Genomic DNA, 15,953 nt, shown 5'->3' on the forward strand with positions numbered 1-15,953 from the left:
GGTCCGCCTCCGCGGACCAGTTTTTTATACAAACTATAAGTATTCGATTACTGACTTACCTTGAATTCAACCCGGCGGTTCTGTGTACGACCGGCGGCAGTGCCATTATCAGCAACAGGCTGATCCTGGCCAAACCCTATCGCATTCAAACGATCAGCGGCTACGCCCTTCTTAACCAGGTAAGCAACAACGGCAGCGGCACGCTTTTCAGACAACTTCTGGTTGAACTCAGCCTTACCTGTGTTATCAGTGTGTCCACCAACCTCAACTTTCAATTGCGGGTACTGCTCATTGAGGATACGGGCAGCTTTATCAAGCTCCTTACGGGCAGCGGCTGTGAGGGTTGCACTTCCGGTTACAAACTGAACTGCACTTGCGTTGAATTTAGAGGCTTCCAGTTTGGGACAACCACCATTATCAGCCGGACCAGCCAGATCCGGGCAACGATCTTCCTCATCATTTACACCATCGTTATCACGGTCAGGAATCGGGCAACCCTGGTAACGGGCAACACCTGCAACGTCCACACACTTATCTTCTTCATCATTGATGCCATCACCATCGGTATCTGGAATCGGACATCCGTTGTAACGGGCAATACCAGGCACATCCGGACATTTGTCATCTTTGTCAGCAATACCATCACCATCTTTATCAGGACAACCCTGCAGGGAGGCAAGACCTGGAATTTCAGGACAGGCATCCAGTGAATCCACTACACCATCCTTATCGGTATCAACAGGTTCAACCATTGGAGGAGGCGGAGGAGGAATTACTTTTACTTCTTTTGGCTTACCGATATTGCCGGCGAAACCAATGCTATGGTAAAAATGGTTCTCAGTTGTATTGGTAATTCTCATGCGGTACTGAGAATTGATCAACAGGAAGGCTTCGTCAAAGAAGTTCACCTGCCAACCCACTCCCACAGGGAGAATAGCACCATAATATCCTTTGAATTTGGAAGCGCCTAAACCGGCAGACAGATATGGAGTAACCCAATACTTATCAGACAGCATTTTGGCATTCACCATGGCATCCCACTCAAACAATGCACCATCGCCAACGGGACCCTTATCACGAATTGGGTAATCCAGGAAAGACACCCCAAGGGTTGTAGAGAAATCGAGGTGGTTAGTCAACCCCTTCAGGTAATTCACACCAAAACCAAAATTGTGATCACCCAGTTTTGCCCACTGTTTGTCTTTTAAAACAGTACTCAAAGAGGAATTCCGGATTTTCTCAGGAGTTTCAAAGTCATTACCGAAGAAATGAATTCCGAGTGCGGGGCGCTTTTTATAATCATTGTTTTGGGCGAATACAGCAGATGTAAAAGTGCATCCAACCAACAATGAAACTATTAATTTCTTCATATGCGTAGTTTATTTAAACTGCCGCAAAAATAAACCCTCCTGCTTAAACTTGGAAATTATTTATTATTGGTAGGTGGCTATTGTTCAATCGGTTTCTTTTTTCCCAGCACTTCCACCTTCACTTTTGTGAGCCCCCTGGAGTAAAAACCAAGCTTTTTGGCCGCTGTAGCAGACAAGTCCACCACCCGCGTATTGGCATGGTGCAGGCGATCATTGATTTTTACAATCACAGAGCGTTTATTTCTTCGGTTGGTCACCCTCACCCAGGTTCCGAAGGGTAGTCCATTGTGCGCTGCCGTTAGTTTACTGGAATCATATTTTTCACCACTTGCGGTTAAACGCCCTTGAAATTTTGCTGCATAGTAACTGGCCACCCCATATTGGACAGAATCCAGGTTGACAATTCTTTTTTTAGCCGGGAGTTGGGTGGAATCCTGTGCAAATGATGCTACGGAGCACAGTAAAAATAGTAATCCCAATATGGATAATACGGTTTTTATAGTCATGGATTATTTGATTTGGAAGCGAAATACCTTTCTTTCAGGCGTTTGTCTTCCTCATAAATATCGGGAAAAAACCGAATATCTCCATCGGCACCTGCTGCGGTTATATAGCGGATATAGATTGGCACCTGCGGAAAATCACCGATGGTCTTTTTTTCCTGCCGCTGTATCAATGCCCTGATCGTATCCGGATGATACCGTATTTCATTGTTTCGAACCAGGAAATGCGATAAATCTTCCCATTTCTGGACCCTTACACAACCGTGACTAAGCGCCCGGTTGTCCCTTGAAAAAAGACCTCTCGCATTGGTATCGTGCAGATAAACACTGTACTTGTTCCTGAAATTGAATTTCATTACACCCAAACTGTTATCATCGCCCTGTCGCTGCCTTAGCAGATAGGGGAAACTATTTTTATTTACTTTGTTCCAGTCAATGGTTTCAGGTGCAATTACACTGTCGTAGCGGTCTACTACCATAAGGTTTTCCTTGGCCAGGTATTGGATATCCTTCCTGATTTTGGGCAGCATTTCTTTAAAAATGATGCTGTAAGGCACTGTCCACTGCGGATAGGTAATGAAATTGGTGATGGAACTATTCAAAACAGGCGTTGGCGTTTTAGGGGTCCCGATTATAATTTTTGACTGAAGTGCTACGGTATCGTAATCCATCACTTCCAGTTGATACGCCGGCAGGTTCACCCACAAATAGGTTTCCGGCATAGTGTCAGGCAACTGGCGGTAACGATCCAGGTTAAGCGCTATTGTTTTGAAATAATCCCAATCGGTAGTATTCAGACTGGCTACCGTTAACTGTGCAACAAATCCTGTTGTAATAATACCTTTGGATGACTGGTATTTTTTAACCGCTTTGGCAAAGACAAGGGAGTCATCTCCGGCTACCCAGCTACTGTCCAGGAATCCCATTGCCTTTAATTTTTTACCTACCTGTTGTACAAAAGCCATGGAATCAGTAGCAGGGTACTGAATGGATTCAACAGGTTGAAAATTAGCCTTCGCCAGGAAAGCAGCAAGCCCTTTTTTCAGCTCCTGGTACCCTTTATGCTTTGGCTCCAGCCGGTTCAACATCGTTTGCACCTGCCCGTTACGATGGAGCGATCCCAGCAGATTCAGTTTCTCTTCATCTGTAAAGGCCGAATCTTTTCGAATGGTAATACTATCGCGGTTCAGATGCCCGTATTTGAGGTGATGGGCCATTTTCCAGCAGGCATCTGTCAGCAACAGATCTGCCCTTGCCCAAAGTGCTGCATTTTTCCTGCTAACAGAATCCAGGATTATTTTATTCCGGATTTCCAGCAAAATAGGATGATGATAATCAGAAGGAAAAAGACCATAGGAGGTAGCCTGGCTAATCATAAAGAACAGACTGTCTCCTGCCGGCTTCCAGTGATCGGCTTCACTCCAGATCGGATGATATCCGTTTTTTTCATAGAATTCCTGCATAAGGGAGTATTCCGTCAGCAGGACACTATCCTTCAGGTATCCATCCCGGTTCGTCAAGTAGCGAAGTAGTTCATGAATCTGTTCACTCACCACCATGGGCACTTCTTCTTTCTTGTCCACCAATACCACTTCCTCAGGTGAAGTAGAGCTGAAACAGCCGGCTAGCGTACTGACTAAACAAACAATTCCAATGCAGCGAAGTATATTTCTCATATTGACTGTTCTACCCTCATCCCTAAATATAATATTTATGGGAGGACCCGGGAAATTTGTCCCGATTGAATCATCAGGTCCGCCAGCACAATAGCAGTCACTGCTTCCAAAACAACCGGCACGCGAAGCGCTATGCAGAGATCATGCCTTCCTTTCACAGAAAAAGTTTCCTGCTCACCGGTCTCCCAGTTCAGCGTCAACTGTTCTTTTGGAGTAGAAGAAGTTGGCTTGATGGCTATCCTGAATATTAATTCGTTTCCATTGGTAATGCCTCCAACAATTCCCCCAGCATGATTGGTTCGGGTTTTACCTTTGGAATCCTCAATAGCATCGTTGTGTTCAACGCCAAACATCCGTGCAGCAGCAAATCCGGTTCCGAATTCAATACCACGCACCGCAGGTATGGCAAATACGGCATGACTGATCAGGGATTCTACCGAATCAAAAAAGGGTTCACCCAGACCAATGGGTAATCCACTAACCCTGCATTCCACGATTCCTCCTATGGAATCCTTGGCATCAATCGCTTTTTGCAAACCTTTCTCCAGGTCAGCTTCTCCCCCGATCTCAAGAATGGTGGCTGCTACAGTGATGGGATTCAGCATTTTTTTTGCTACCACCCCTGCCGCAACAAGTCCAACTGTAAGTCGGCCACTGAAATGACCACCACCCCGAAAATCTTCAAAGCCGCCGAATTTTTTATGGGCTACAAAATCAGCGTGACCAGGCCTTGGTACAGCACGCTGCTTTTCATAATCCCCGGAACGGGTATTTTTATTTTCAAACAAGATGGTCAGGGGCGCACCGGTTGCCTTACCATTAAAAAGTCCGGTTTGAAAGAGTGGCAGATCATCTTCCTTTCGGGGAGTGGTGCCTTTTTGTGTGCCGCCTTTCCTGCGTTCAATATCAATATGAAAATCTTCCAGTGCAAGTGGCAGGCCGGATGGAACACCGTCAATGATCACACCTACAGCCGGACCATGAGATTCCCCTACAATGGATACCCGAAAATTACGTCCGAATGAATTCATGCTTCTTGGTTTAGTTTGGCTCCCAATGAACGGATATGTTCATAAAAATCGGGATAGGATTTATTGATGGCTTCCGCTTTTTCGATGTTGGTGCTGCCATCCGCTTTTAAGGCTGCCACGGCACAGGCCATTGCAATGCGATGATCATGATGCGAATGCACCTTCGCACCGGTCAGTCCGTTTCCTCCCTTAATCAGCATCAGGTCGTCCTGCAATTCAATCGAAAGTCCCATTTTGCCGAATTCCTCCTGCAGGGTCAGCGCGCGATTACTTTCCTTGTGCGTGAGCCTGCCAACCCCTTCAATTACCGTGGTGCCTTCACAATAGGCGGCCAGCGCTACAAGCGGAGGAAATAAATCCGGACAATCAGTCGCATTGAAATGAAATGCTTTCATCGGCACCGGACGAATGGTGATCTGTTCCGGTTCAATACTGATGCCGGCACCACAACTCATCAATGCCTGCAGGATAGCTTTATCCGCCTGCGTTGAAAAAACATCCAGCCCCTTAATAATCGTTTCACCTGCAATTGCTGCTGCTACCAGTAAAAAGGCTCCCCCACTCCAGTCGCCTTCTACTGTGTAAGTTCGACTATCCGTTACTGTTGGGCGATTACCAGTAAAATAAAAGCTTTCATAGTTGTTATTCTGCGGCACTTCCAACCCAAAGTCTTCCATCACTTTGAGCGTGAGGTCGACATATGGTTTACTTTTTAAATTAGTTACCGTTATGGTTACATCTTTTGCCCCAGATGCAGCATAAGCCAGGAGAATTCCAGTCAGAAACTGTGAGCTGAGTGATCCGTCGATGGTGATATTACCGGGTTTAACCGGACCTTTCACAACCAATGGCAATTTGCCCTGTTGCGATTGAACCGACACCTGCAGTTGAGGCAATACTTCATCAAAAAAATCCATGGGACGTGTTACCAGGCTTCCTTCACCGGTGATGGTAATCGCCTGCTCATTCAACGCCACCAGTGGTGTAAACATCCGGATACCAAGGCCACTTTCACCGCAATGAACGGTAGTAGAACGGGCATGGATACCCGAAGAACGGATGATCAGTTCATTCTCTTTCTGTTCAATAGCCGCGCCCAATGCCTGGATTACGCCCAAAGCAGCTTTGTCGTCATTTGATTTTCCGGGATTGCGGATGATGCTGGTGCCACCGGCAGCAATCGCTGCCGCACAGGCGCGCTGCATGGAGCTTTTGGAGGCAGGTGCCCAGATTTCACCCTTTATGGAAGAAGGTTCTACCGTAACTACCATTATGCTGTATTATATCTGTTCTATTAATTGTTTAACCTGCGTCAATGGAAGCGTATGAACAACTCCCTTTCCGATTTTTTGCAGCAGGATATAATGAAGATTGGAGCGCTCTCTTTTTTTGTCGTGTTTCAACACATCAAAAACTTTGGTTCGATCGAAATCAGCATAGGTCGGTAACCCATACTGATCAATCAGCTTCACCAACGCAGTCGCCTGCTTAAATCCGAGCAATGCTTCTGATAAATGTGCCGCATAGGTCATACCAATAGAAACCGCCTGTCCGTGAGACAATTCATACTGATTCTCCAGGGCGTGCCCGAGGGTATGTCCGAAATTCAGCAGTTTGCGATCACCCTGTTCGGTTTCATCGAGCTGCACCACTTTTGTTTTTAACAGGGCATTCCTTCGAACCAGGGCAGCAAGCTCCGATTTCTTTTTCTGATACCAGGCGGCATCATGTTCCTTTAAACTGCGAAACATGGCTGCATCCTTGATAGCTGCATGTTTAATGATCTCCGCAAACCCGTTTTGCCATTCGGCTGTTGGCAGGGTTTGAAGCAGACTGGTATCAAAAAACAGGAAGGAAGGTTGTCTGATAGTACCTACCAGATTCTTGTAAACCTCCACATCCACGCCGTTTTTGCCACCAATAGAAGCATCCACCATGGCCAGCAGACTGGTTGGAATAAAACCGGTTCGGATCCCACGCATGTAAATCGCGCCCACATATCCTGCAAGATCAGTTATTACACCTCCTCCCAGGCCAATTAGGGTGGTTTTTCGGTCGGCTTCCATCTCAATGAGCGAATCAATCACAGTATCCGCTGTTTGCTGGATCTTGTATTCTTCACCAGCTTTGATGACAATGGTATTCCAGCCTTTCAACTTTGATTTACAAGCTTCAAATACATGTTCATCAGTGAGGATGATACTATGTTTTTTATCGGCAACATTTTTCAGTTGGGATAAACTCGCACCAAAATAATAGTCGGTGATGGTTTGTCCGATCCGGATTTTTTTTATTTCCATGCGCCCTGCTTAGCTGTTCATGATTTTGTTCTGGTGGTTGATGGACTCCATATGCACCGCATCAAAGTAACGGGTGATGAATTCCTTGCTCAATCCCAGTTTATCGCCTTTCAGGAAGGCACGATCCAGGATTTCATTCCAGCGATTGGTTTGCAGGATGGTGATATTGTTATTCTTTTTGTAAGTACCGATTTGTTCAGCCACTTTCATACGTTGTCCCAGTATCTGCATCAGTTCATCATCGAGGTGATTGATCTGCTGGCGAAGTTTTTCAAGTGCCGCATGATAGGCTTCGGAATCCACATCTTCTCTTCTCCAGGTAATGCTGTCAAGCATTTCTGCGAGACGGGCGGGGGTTACCTGCTGCTTGGCATCGCTCCAGGCATTATCAGGATCAATATGGCTTTCGATGATCATGCCGTCGTAATCAAGGTCAATAGCTTTCTGCATCACATCCAGCAGGATATCTCTTCTGCCGCAGATATGGGAAGGATCATTGATCATCATCATTTCCGGGAAGCGGCGTTTCATTTCGATTGCCAGATGCCACATCGGTGCATTTCGGAATTCTGTATTTCCATATGAAGAGAAACCGCGATGGATCAAACCAATCTGGTTGATACCGGCTTTCGCAACACGTTCAACCGCGCCGAGCCACAGTTCAAGATCAGGATTGATAGGGTTCTTGATCAGTACTGGCACATCCACTCCTTTAAGCGCATCGGCTACTTCCTGCACACTGAAGGGGTTTACGGTGGTTCGGGCACCAATCCACAAAACATCCACGTCGAAGTGCAGCGCATCTTCCACCTGCTTGGCTGTAGCTACTTCCACTGCAACCGGCATCCCGGTGAGCTTTTTAGCCTGCTGTAACCAGGGTAGCCCTTTGGTACCGATACCTTCAAAAGAACCCGGACGTGTACGTGGTTTCCAGATACCGGCTCTCATGATATCTACCTTACCGGTCTGTGCCAGCTGCTGGGCAGTTTGTAATACCTGCTCTTCGGTTTCTGCGCTGCAGGGACCCGCGATGATCAATGGGCGCTTGGCCCATGCTTCCTGTGTTACCTGTTTCATTGTTTTGTTGTCGGTTGCTTGCATAAAATTACTGTATTTAAAAAGTTTACTATTTATTGTTTAATACTTCCATCCCCCATCTTCCATTCCTCCCTCTTCCATTCTCACTTCTCACGTCTCACGTTTCACTTAATTATCCTGCTAATCCTGTTCGCATTCTCTATCAATTCCTGCAAATACGCATAGTTCTCTTTCTCCAGGCAGGCTTTGAATTTGCGTAGCTGTGTAATATGTTCATTGAGCACATCGAGCACATTCTCGCGGTTTTGCATAAAGATAGGAACCCACATAGAGGGATTGGATTTAGCCAGGCGTACGGTACTCTCAAAACCACCACTCGCCAGTTCAAAAATCGCCTGGTCTTCTCTTTCTTTCTCCAATACGGTATTGGCGAGCGCGAAGGAAGTAATATGGGAAATATGACTCACATAGGCAGCATGCAGATCGTGATCATGTGCATTCATTTCCAGCAGGTGCATGCCAATTTTCTGAAAAGCATTTTTTACCCAGCTAACAGCATCCGCATCACTTTCTGCGGCGTTGCACAATACGACAGCCTTATTTTCAAATGCATGTTTTACAGCGGCGGCAGGGCCGCTGTATTCCGTACCCCACATCGGATGTGAAGCTACATATCGCCCTCTACGGGGATGTTCTTTCACTGCATCAATCAATTGCCCCTTGGTAGATCCGGCATCCAGCACAATCTGATGGCTAACGCGGTCCAGCACTTTGGGCAACAATCCTGTCATTTTATCAACGGGAATGCAGAGGATAACGACATCCGATTCTTCAATTGCCTGCTCCAGCGGCAACACTTCGTCCACCAATCCCATTTCCAGCGCTTTTGCTGCGTGATCCGGATTGGCTTCCACACCAACAATACCGGCCGCCAGGCCTTTTTCATTTAACTGCAATGCCAGCGATCCGCCAATCAGCCCCACTCCAACTATTGCAATTCGTTTTCGTTCCATGCTATTTTCAACTTTACTGTATGTTTATTAGTCTCCCCTGTCTCCCTTCTCCTCCGTCTCCTTTGTCTCCCGCCTCCATTCCCTCACCCCTTCTTCCATCCTCCGGAATTTTTCCTTACCCGTTCCATCGCTTCTTTCAATTTCTCCTCCGGACTGCAAAGACTCACCCGAATAAATCCATTACCTGCTGAACCGAAGATGCCGCCCGGCGTAATGAATACATTTGCGCCATAGAGGATCGCATCACTCATTTCAAAACCATCTTTATATTGGTCAGGAATTTTTGCCCAAACGAACATGCCTACCTGTTCCGGATTATACGTTGCGTTCAATTCATCAAGTAATTCAAATACCAGTTTCCTCCGCCGGCGATATACATCATTTACAGATGCATACCAATCAGCTCCCAGTTGCAAAGCTTTTGCAGCAGCCAACTGAGCAGGCAAAAACATACCGCTGTCCATATTGCTTTTGAAGCGGATCACTTCATCAATGCGATCCTTCGCACCTGCCAGCATACCAATTCTCCAGCCTGCCATATTCTGGCTTTTACTGAGTGAGTTCAATTCTACCACTACTTCCATCGCACCAGGTACAGCCAGCAAACTAGATGGCTGATCATTCAGAATAAAACTATAGGGATTATCATGACAGATCAGGATCTGATGTTTTTTGGCAAATGCAATCAGGCGTGCATAAAAGGCCGCCGATGGAACCTGCCCGGTTGGCATATGCGGATAATTCACCCACATCAGTTTCACCTTACTCAGATCCGTTTTATCCAGCGCATCCAAATCCGGCTCCCAGTTTAAGGCTTCCACCAGTTCATACGAAACCGGTTCTCCACCCGCCAGTTTCACGGCACTGCTGTATGTTGGATAACCCGGGTTGGGAATCAACGCCTGATCTCCCGTATTCAGATAAGTCATGCAGATATGCATAATCCCCTCCTTGCTTCCGATCAATGGCAGGATTTCGGTTTCCGGATTCAAATCCACCCCATACCAGGTAGCATACCAATCGGCCATTGCCTTGCGCAATACAGGCGATCCCTTATAGCTCTGGTAAGCGTGTACATTGGGTTTTGCGGCTTCTTCCTGAAGGGTTTTTATCACATCGGGATGTGGCGGTAAATCCGGACTTCCAATACCCAAATTGATAATCGCCTTGCCCTCTTTATTAAGCGCATCAATCTCGCGAAGCTTCTGAGAAAAATAATATTCTCCAATGCCATTCAGTCGGTCTGCGGTTTTCAGCTGCATCATTGCTTACCATTTTTATAAATTCCATAAACCTGCAAACTCACGGTCAGCGGTTCGATTTCTTTTATTACTCCCTGGAACTGTTCCAGGCTGTCGAATTCCATATCCGCATGGAAACTGTATTGCCAGTCGCTGCCAGGAATCGGAAAACTCTGCAACTTGCTCAAATTGATTCCTCCTTCCGCAATTCTGGTCAATACTTTCGCAAGGCTTCCCCTTGAGTGATCGGTATGAAAATTAACCGAAGCTTTGTTGGCATCCGTAATCTCCTGCACCATATCCCTTCTTTGAAGAATGAGAAAGCGGGTATAGTTGTTTTTCATCGTGTGGATATTCGGAGCCAGCACTTCGAGATCAAACAGATCTGCCGCCAGTTTACTGGCAATAGCTGCTGCATGTTTATTGTGCTTCTGGTGAATATGTTTGGCACTGAGGGCAGTATCCTCTGTTTCCACGAGTTTCCAGTTGAACTTCTCCAGGTAATCGATGCATTGCAGAATGGCCATCGGATGTGAATGCACTTCCCGGATGTCTTCCAGTTTTACACCGGGATTTACCAGCAGGTTCTGTTTAATCTGGAGATACACTTCGCCTACCACCTGCAGGTTACTTTTCTGTAATAAATTATAGTTGGGAAGTATGCTGCCCGCGATGGAATTCTCAATTGCCATTACTCCGCCTTCGCTTTCTTTTTTACTGGATGCAATTTTAACTACCTCGCGGAAGGTATCGCAGGGAATGACTTCAACATCCTTGCCGAAAAATTGCTGGGCTGCCACCTGGTGGAAGCTGCCTTCATAACCCTGTATGGATACTCTTGTTGCCATAAAAAACAAGAGTCCCGGGCTTTCGCCGGGACTCTTTATGTTTAGTTTTAGTGATCTTAATTCGCTGATCTAACACAAAGCATCGCCGGCCTTCTGCCTGTAAAAAAGTAGAAGTAAAAATAAAATCGGCCAAATGCATTTGCTGTGATCATGAAGTAAAAATATACAATGATTGAATACAACAAAAAAGTTTTTTCCTTACGAATGTTAGTTAAACCGCCTCATTGCAGGCGTTTCATCTGTTGTTCATCCATTTTCCGGAAAAGGTGAAAAGGTTTAAACGTACGCCAGTTATCCAGCTCCACCAGCTCTATTATCCGTTGTAATTTAGATTTCCGGAAATCATACTGTGTTTGTTCCGGCATATTTAATAAGACAGCCCATCCGTTTTCATCCACCATCTCCTCGTACCACTCTTCATAGTAATCGCGGTCTCCGGAATGATAGTTCAACACATTTTCAGCAATGAAGATGAACTTATGAATGCCTGCTTCCTGGAACTTGTCAATCACCTCCCTTTTAAGTTGCATGATGTCATTCTCAATGGCATCATTCCATTCACCCAGCAGTTCAATGATAGCGTACTGTTCTTCGTAATCTGCCAGGATGACTTTCAGATAGAGGGTTCTAGATCCAAACTCATCCCACTGGGGATGGATATAGAAATTATAAATGGTTTGGGAATATTCAAACTCAGAATAAACGCGCCCGTAAAAAGGTGATCGCTCATCTTCTTCGCTCACATAGATATGACGCCAGTTGTAAAATGGTTCAATTTCGTGCACACCGGCAAGTTACTAAGTTCTCCCAAATATGCTTAAGCCGGATTGGCTGCTCTCCAGGCGTCTACTGCTTTTTTAACACTACCGTATTTTAGCAGTAACCCTTTTGCCGCTTCGTAATCGTCCAGTTTCAGTTGCTGCAAAACCATATGGGTACCACGGTCTACCAGCTTTTCATTACTGAGCTGCATGTTCACCATTTTATTGTCTTCCACCCTTCCGATTTGTATCATGACAGTAGTGGAAATCATATTGAGCACCAGTTTTTGTGCGGTTCCACTTTTCATGCGGGTTGATCCGGTAACGAATTCGGGGCCAACCACTACTTCAATTGGGAAATCTGCTTCCTGGCTTACAGGAGAGTTGGGATTGCAGGAAATGGAGCCGGTGAGTATACCATTTTCGCGGCATTTTTTTAAAGCACCGATTACATAAGGAGTGGTACCACTTGCAGCAATTCCAACCACCACGTCCTTTTCACTGACAAAATGTTTTTTAAGGTCTTCCCAGCCCTGCTGCAAACTGTCTTCTGCATTTTCCACCGCTTTCTGAATGGCTTCCTCACCACCGGCAATCAATCCGATTACGAGCCCATACGGCATGCCATATGTTGGCGGAATTTCACTGGCATCCAGAATTCCCAAACGCCCGCTGGTACCTGCTCCCAGATAGAATAAACGTCCGCCTGCAAGCATATTATCTGTAATAGCGGAAACCAGTTTTTCAATCTGAGGGATTGCTTTGGCAACGGCCAACGGTACTTCCTGGTCTTCTCTGTTTATATTCTGCAAAATCTCCGACACCTCCATTTTTTCCAGGTGACGATACCGGCTTTCCTGCTCGGTTACTTTAACAAATTCGGGCATATGCTTGCGTTGATCTTGAAATTATTGGTGGTACTGAATCAATCCTTCAATCGGATGCTGAAGAATTTTTCCAAGTTCCAGTTCGTACGAGGAACAAAGGTCGGAAACCACATCACGGAATCCAAATGCTACCCCACCCACAAAATGAATCGGATAGTTCCAACTTTCCTTGTATTTGATCACATGTTGAAAGAAGAAATCATTCAGGCCATCTTCAATGATATTTTCAATCATGTAATGGCCGCGGTTTTCAGCCAGGAAAAGTGTGAAGCTGGCCAGAAAACGGTTGGGCAGAGGTTGTTTATAAACCCGATCCAAGATATCAACATCGTTCATTTTAAACTTGTCTTCAAACCGGTAGGCCAATTCTTCATCAAAGGTTTTATACAGGTAATACTGAATTACTTTTTTCCCCAGGTAGGCGCCGCTTCCTTCATCGCCCAGTACATAGCCCAAACCCGGACTGTTCTTCACAATTTTTTTTCCATCGTAATAACAGGAATTACTACCGGTTCCAAGGATACAGGCAATGCCTTTCCCCCGCTGACAAACTGCACGGGCAGCACCCATCAGGTCGTGATTGACTTCCACCGGCTGACCCGGAAATACCCGTTGAATGGCTTTCTGTACAGATTTCCGGTTGGCGGGATTTTTGCACCCCGTACCGTAATAGTAGATTGCTTCCAGTTTATAACGACTGATTTCGGGGTATAAATCACGCCGAATCAGTTCTTCGATTTGGTCAGTATTGAGAAAATAGGGACTGATACCCAGGGTGAAAACCGTTTTTTTAACCTTTCCTTTGTCCACTACACACCATTCGCACTTGGTTGCACCACTGTCTGCAAGTAATATGGCCATGAATTCACTTTAATGCTGGGACGAAAATAAAACTATGTTAGCATACTGGAGCAATAATATGGAGAGCGGCTCCGGGCATTTCAGTAATTTGCAGCTTTAGAACGTAATATGAAGCAAGGAAAAAAAGTTCAGGTTTGGCTTCCCCTGCTCTTCGCAGTTGTCATGATCGGGGGAATGGTAATAGGTTACAAACTGCGCGATAATACACAGGTTGCCAGTAATGTTTTCAGGTTTGATACCAAAAGATCACCACTTCAGGAAGTACTGGACCTGGTGATGTTGAAATACGTAGACAAAGTATCGGTGGATACACTTGGAAATGCTGCTATCCAGGATATGCTGACCAAACTGGATCCGCACAGCAATTTTATCCCGGCGCAACACCTGGGTGCTTTAACAGAAGACCTTCAGGGAAATTTCCAGGGTATTGGAATTGAATTCCAACTATTCCGGGATACCGTCAATGTTGTAAATGTGGTTCCGGGCGGCCCAAGTGAAAAAGCCGGCCTTCAGGTTGGGGATAAATTTCTCAAAGTGGGTGATACCACTGTTACCGGAGGTATCAGTTCGGATCGTATCAAGGAACTGCTGCGTGGCCCTGGCGGCTCCAAAGTAACCACGACCCTCCTGCGGAATGGCCAACCTATAACGGTGACAATTACGCGTGGAACCATCCCGCTTCCTTCCCTGGATGCAGCCTATTTACTAGAACCTGAAACAGGTTACATGCGGATCAGCAAATTTTCAGAAACTACCTATGAAGAATTCATGGCTGGACTGGAAAAATTGCTGGGTGAAGGGATGAAATCGCTGATTCTTGACCTCCGTGGCAATGGTGGCGGCATTTTGGGTGAAGCGGTTGATATGGCGGATGAATTTCTGGATGGCGATAAACTGATCGTATACACCGAAGGAAATAACATGAAACGCCAGGAGTATCGGTCCCGCCGGAATGGGTTGTTTGAAAAAGGCAACCTGGTGTTGTTGATGGATGAACAATCTGCCTCCGCCAGTGAAGTGTTGGCAGGTGCCCTGCAGGACTGGGACCGGGCTACCATAATAGGCAGACGCAGTTTTGGCAAAGGATTGGTGCAGGAACAGTATCAGTTGAGCGATGGGTCGGCTTTGCGCCTCACTGTTGCCCGTTATTATACTCCCAGTGGACGCAGTATTCAGAAACCCTACGATAAGGGTATTGAAGACTACCAGGATGACCTGCACAAGCGATTTGAAAACGGCGAAATGAACAATGCCGACAGCATTCATGCAGCCAATGGTAAAGCTTATAAGACCAGCAAAGGCAGAACGGTTTATGGAGGTGGAGGAATTGTACCGGATGTATTTGTTGGCGCCGATACCACCCTTTTATCCAGCTCAGTAACTGCCTTGTACCGGAACAACACCATTGGTAATTTCACCTACCTCTATTATGTCCGCAACCGCGCATCCGTGGATGAATTCAAGAGTCCGGTTTCCTACAATGATGCCATCCGGTTTTCAGAAAATGACTGGCAAAGCCTTAAAAAGATGGCTGAACAGGACAGTGTTAAGGTGGGTGATTTCACTTCCGCTGACCTTTCCTTTTTATCTGAGCGCATGAAAGCCCTAATTGCCCGGTATCGCTGGAGAAGCGAAGGGTATTTCCAGGTACTGAATGCAGGGGATGAAGTAGTGAGGAAGGCGATGGAGGAAGTACATGGAAGTGGAGGAATGGAAGAGGGGAAAAAGGGGGAAGGGAAGATGGAAGAAGGGAAGAAATGACACCTAACCCCCAATAATTAGCACTTGACCGAAAGCAGGGCGTTTCACAGGAAAGTGAGACGTCAGACGTCAGACGTGAAAAGTGAAACCGGAGGGTTTTTAAGGCAATCGCTAGCAGTGCGTTACTTTAAAAACCCTCCGGTTTTAAATACAGGTATAAGGTTTAGTATTCAGGATGAGGTAGTATTTCTTATAAAGGTGCAGCATCCAGGAATCAGGTGTAAAGTATGGGAGTCTTCCATTCCTACATCTTCCTTTCCCCCTCTTCCCTTCTCACGTCTGACGTCTGACGTTTCACTTTTCCCCTTCCTTATCCAACAACTCCTTCTTCTCAATCTGATAGGATCTGATCAGGCCAAGACCACCACCGATGGCGATCAGCGCGAACCAGAGGGCAGGGTTTTCATCATCGTGCAACATATATTGGGTAATGATATACGCAAGGGCCAAACCGATACCGGCGCCCAGGAAAAGCAAACCGTTCTTAAGGTTGCGGTAAGGAGCGGGGCGATTGGCAAACTCCTTGGGATTGAGTCCTCTTTCAATCATTGCCATATTCTCACGGCTTTTCAGGTAAACGATACCAAATACCATGGCGAAGGCGCCCAGGGGAACTAAAATCGGGATCAAAACTTCTGCGGTTTGCATACAATGTTTTTTATG

15 protein-coding genes are annotated in these 15,953 nt (G+C 46.1%); 1 reads left to right on the plus strand and 14 read right to left on the minus strand.

Translation table 11 applies throughout. The features are described from left to right. Positions 1 to 47: 47 nt before the first annotated feature. The 13 genes from L0U88_RS03125 to L0U88_RS03185 all read right to left on the minus strand — a co-directional run bounded on the left by L0U88_RS03125 (position 48) and on the right by L0U88_RS03185 (position 13,529). Positions 48 to 1,370, minus strand: a complete 1,323-nt coding sequence (locus L0U88_RS03125) for an OmpA family protein (RefSeq protein WP_234864146.1) — start codon at positions 1,368 to 1,370, stop codon at positions 48 to 50. A 77-nt stretch (positions 1,371 to 1,447) separates the two neighbouring features. Then, positions 1,448 to 1,876, minus strand: a complete 429-nt coding sequence (locus L0U88_RS03130; RefSeq protein ID WP_234864147.1) for a septal ring lytic transglycosylase RlpA family protein — start codon at positions 1,874 to 1,876, stop codon at positions 1,448 to 1,450. Then, complete coding sequence (locus L0U88_RS03135; protein WP_234864148.1) at positions 1,873 to 3,549, minus strand: L,D-transpeptidase family protein; 1,677 nt, start codon at positions 3,547 to 3,549, stop codon at positions 1,873 to 1,875. Before L0U88_RS03135 ends, L0U88_RS03130 begins: the two co-directional genes overlap by 4 nt. Positions 3,550 to 3,584: 35 nt before the next feature. Beyond that, positions 3,585 to 4,580: a chorismate synthase gene (locus L0U88_RS03140; RefSeq protein ID WP_234864149.1), complete on the minus strand. Its 996-nt coding sequence runs from the start codon at positions 4,578 to 4,580 to the stop codon at positions 3,585 to 3,587. Next, on the minus strand, positions 4,577 to 5,851 hold the full coding sequence (gene aroA / locus L0U88_RS03145) for a 3-phosphoshikimate 1-carboxyvinyltransferase (RefSeq protein ID WP_234864150.1): 1,275 nt from the start codon (positions 5,849 to 5,851) through the stop codon (positions 4,577 to 4,579). Before aroA ends, L0U88_RS03140 begins: the two co-directional genes overlap by 4 nt. Positions 5,852 to 5,860: 9 nt before the next feature. After that, entirely contained in the window at positions 5,861 to 6,880 is a 1,020-nt protein-coding gene (gene aroB / locus L0U88_RS03150; protein ID WP_234864151.1) for a 3-dehydroquinate synthase, read from the minus strand. Between the two features lie 9 nt (positions 6,881 to 6,889). After that, positions 6,890 to 7,981 carry a chorismate mutase gene (locus L0U88_RS03155; RefSeq protein ID WP_234864152.1) on the minus strand — a complete coding sequence of 364 codons (1,092 nt, stop codon included), beginning with the start codon at positions 7,979 to 7,981 and terminating at the stop codon, positions 6,890 to 6,892. Positions 7,982 to 8,082: 101 nt separating this feature from the next. Then, a complete protein-coding gene (locus L0U88_RS03160; protein WP_234864153.1) occupies positions 8,083 to 8,931 on the minus strand; it encodes a prephenate dehydrogenase in 849 nt (282 codons plus the stop codon). An 83-nt stretch (positions 8,932 to 9,014) separates the two neighbouring features. Beyond that, positions 9,015 to 10,196, minus strand: coding sequence for a pyridoxal phosphate-dependent aminotransferase (locus L0U88_RS03165; RefSeq protein ID WP_234864154.1), 1,182 nt, complete (start codon positions 10,194 to 10,196; stop codon positions 9,015 to 9,017). Continuing rightward, on the minus strand, positions 10,193 to 11,020 hold the full coding sequence (locus tag L0U88_RS03170; protein WP_234864155.1) for a prephenate dehydratase: 828 nt from the start codon (positions 11,018 to 11,020) through the stop codon (positions 10,193 to 10,195). Before L0U88_RS03170 ends, L0U88_RS03165 begins: the two co-directional genes overlap by 4 nt. A gap of 221 nt (positions 11,021 to 11,241) precedes the next feature. Next, positions 11,242 to 11,805 carry a hypothetical protein gene (locus L0U88_RS03175; protein ID WP_234864156.1) on the minus strand — a complete coding sequence of 188 codons (564 nt, stop codon included), beginning with the start codon at positions 11,803 to 11,805 and terminating at the stop codon, positions 11,242 to 11,244. Positions 11,806 to 11,837: 32 nt separating this feature from the next. After that, on the minus strand, positions 11,838 to 12,668 hold the full coding sequence (gene murQ, locus L0U88_RS03180) for an N-acetylmuramic acid 6-phosphate etherase (RefSeq protein ID WP_234864157.1): 831 nt from the start codon (positions 12,666 to 12,668) through the stop codon (positions 11,838 to 11,840). Positions 12,669 to 12,689: 21 nt separating this feature from the next. Beyond that, complete coding sequence (locus tag L0U88_RS03185; RefSeq protein WP_234864158.1) at positions 12,690 to 13,529, minus strand: N-acetylglucosamine kinase; 840 nt, start codon at positions 13,527 to 13,529, stop codon at positions 12,690 to 12,692. Positions 13,530 to 13,637: 108 nt separating this feature from the next. On the opposite strand from L0U88_RS03185, the gene L0U88_RS03190 reads away from it, so the two are divergent. Next, entirely contained in the window at positions 13,638 to 15,290 is a 1,653-nt protein-coding gene (locus L0U88_RS03190) for a S41 family peptidase (RefSeq protein WP_234864159.1), read from the plus strand. A 294-nt stretch (positions 15,291 to 15,584) separates the two neighbouring features. Here L0U88_RS03190 and L0U88_RS03195 read toward each other — a convergent pair whose 3' ends face one another. Beyond that, positions 15,585 to 15,938 (minus strand): DUF6249 domain-containing protein, encoded by a 354-nt coding sequence (locus L0U88_RS03195; protein WP_234864160.1) that lies wholly within the window; start codon positions 15,936 to 15,938, stop codon positions 15,585 to 15,587. Between the last annotated feature and the right edge of the window lie 15 nt (positions 15,939 to 15,953).

Source organism: Flavihumibacter fluminis, from assembly GCF_021491375.1.
Lineage (GTDB): Bacteria > Bacteroidota > Bacteroidia > Chitinophagales > Chitinophagaceae > Flavihumibacter > Flavihumibacter fluminis.

Bases quoted from the DNA above. Each gene is read 5' to 3' on its own strand.
- L0U88_RS03125 (WP_234864146.1), bottom strand. From the start codon at position 1,370: ATGAAGAAATTAATAGTTTCATTGTTGGTTGGATGCACTTTTACATCT.
- L0U88_RS03130 (WP_234864147.1), bottom strand. From the start codon at position 1,876: ATGACTATAAAAACCGTATTATCCATATTGGGATTACTATTTTTACTG.
- L0U88_RS03135 (WP_234864148.1), bottom strand. From the start codon at position 3,549: ATGAGAAATATACTTCGCTGCATTGGAATTGTTTGTTTAGTCAGTACG.
- L0U88_RS03140 (WP_234864149.1), bottom strand. From the start codon at position 4,580: ATGAATTCATTCGGACGTAATTTTCGGGTATCCATTGTAGGGGAATCT.
- aroA (WP_234864150.1), bottom strand. From the start codon at position 5,851: ATGGTAGTTACGGTAGAACCTTCTTCCATAAAGGGTGAAATCTGGGCA.
- aroB (WP_234864151.1), bottom strand. From the start codon at position 6,880: ATGGAAATAAAAAAAATCCGGATCGGACAAACCATCACCGACTATTAT.
- L0U88_RS03155 (WP_234864152.1), bottom strand. From the start codon at position 7,981: ATGCAAGCAACCGACAACAAAACAATGAAACAGGTAACACAGGAAGCA.
- L0U88_RS03160 (WP_234864153.1), bottom strand. From the start codon at position 8,931: ATGGAACGAAAACGAATTGCAATAGTTGGAGTGGGGCTGATTGGCGGA.
- L0U88_RS03165 (WP_234864154.1), bottom strand. From the start codon at position 10,196: ATGATGCAGCTGAAAACCGCAGACCGACTGAATGGCATTGGAGAATAT.
- L0U88_RS03170 (WP_234864155.1), bottom strand. From the start codon at position 11,020: ATGGCAACAAGAGTATCCATACAGGGTTATGAAGGCAGCTTCCACCAG.
- murQ (WP_234864157.1), bottom strand. From the start codon at position 12,668: ATGCCCGAATTTGTTAAAGTAACCGAGCAGGAAAGCCGGTATCGTCAC.
- L0U88_RS03185 (WP_234864158.1), bottom strand. From the start codon at position 13,529: ATGGCCATATTACTTGCAGACAGTGGTGCAACCAAGTGCGAATGGTGT.
- L0U88_RS03190 (WP_234864159.1), top strand. From the start codon at position 13,638: ATGAAGCAAGGAAAAAAAGTTCAGGTTTGGCTTCCCCTGCTCTTCGCA.
- L0U88_RS03195 (WP_234864160.1), bottom strand. From the start codon at position 15,938: ATGCAAACCGCAGAAGTTTTGATCCCGATTTTAGTTCCCCTGGGCGCC.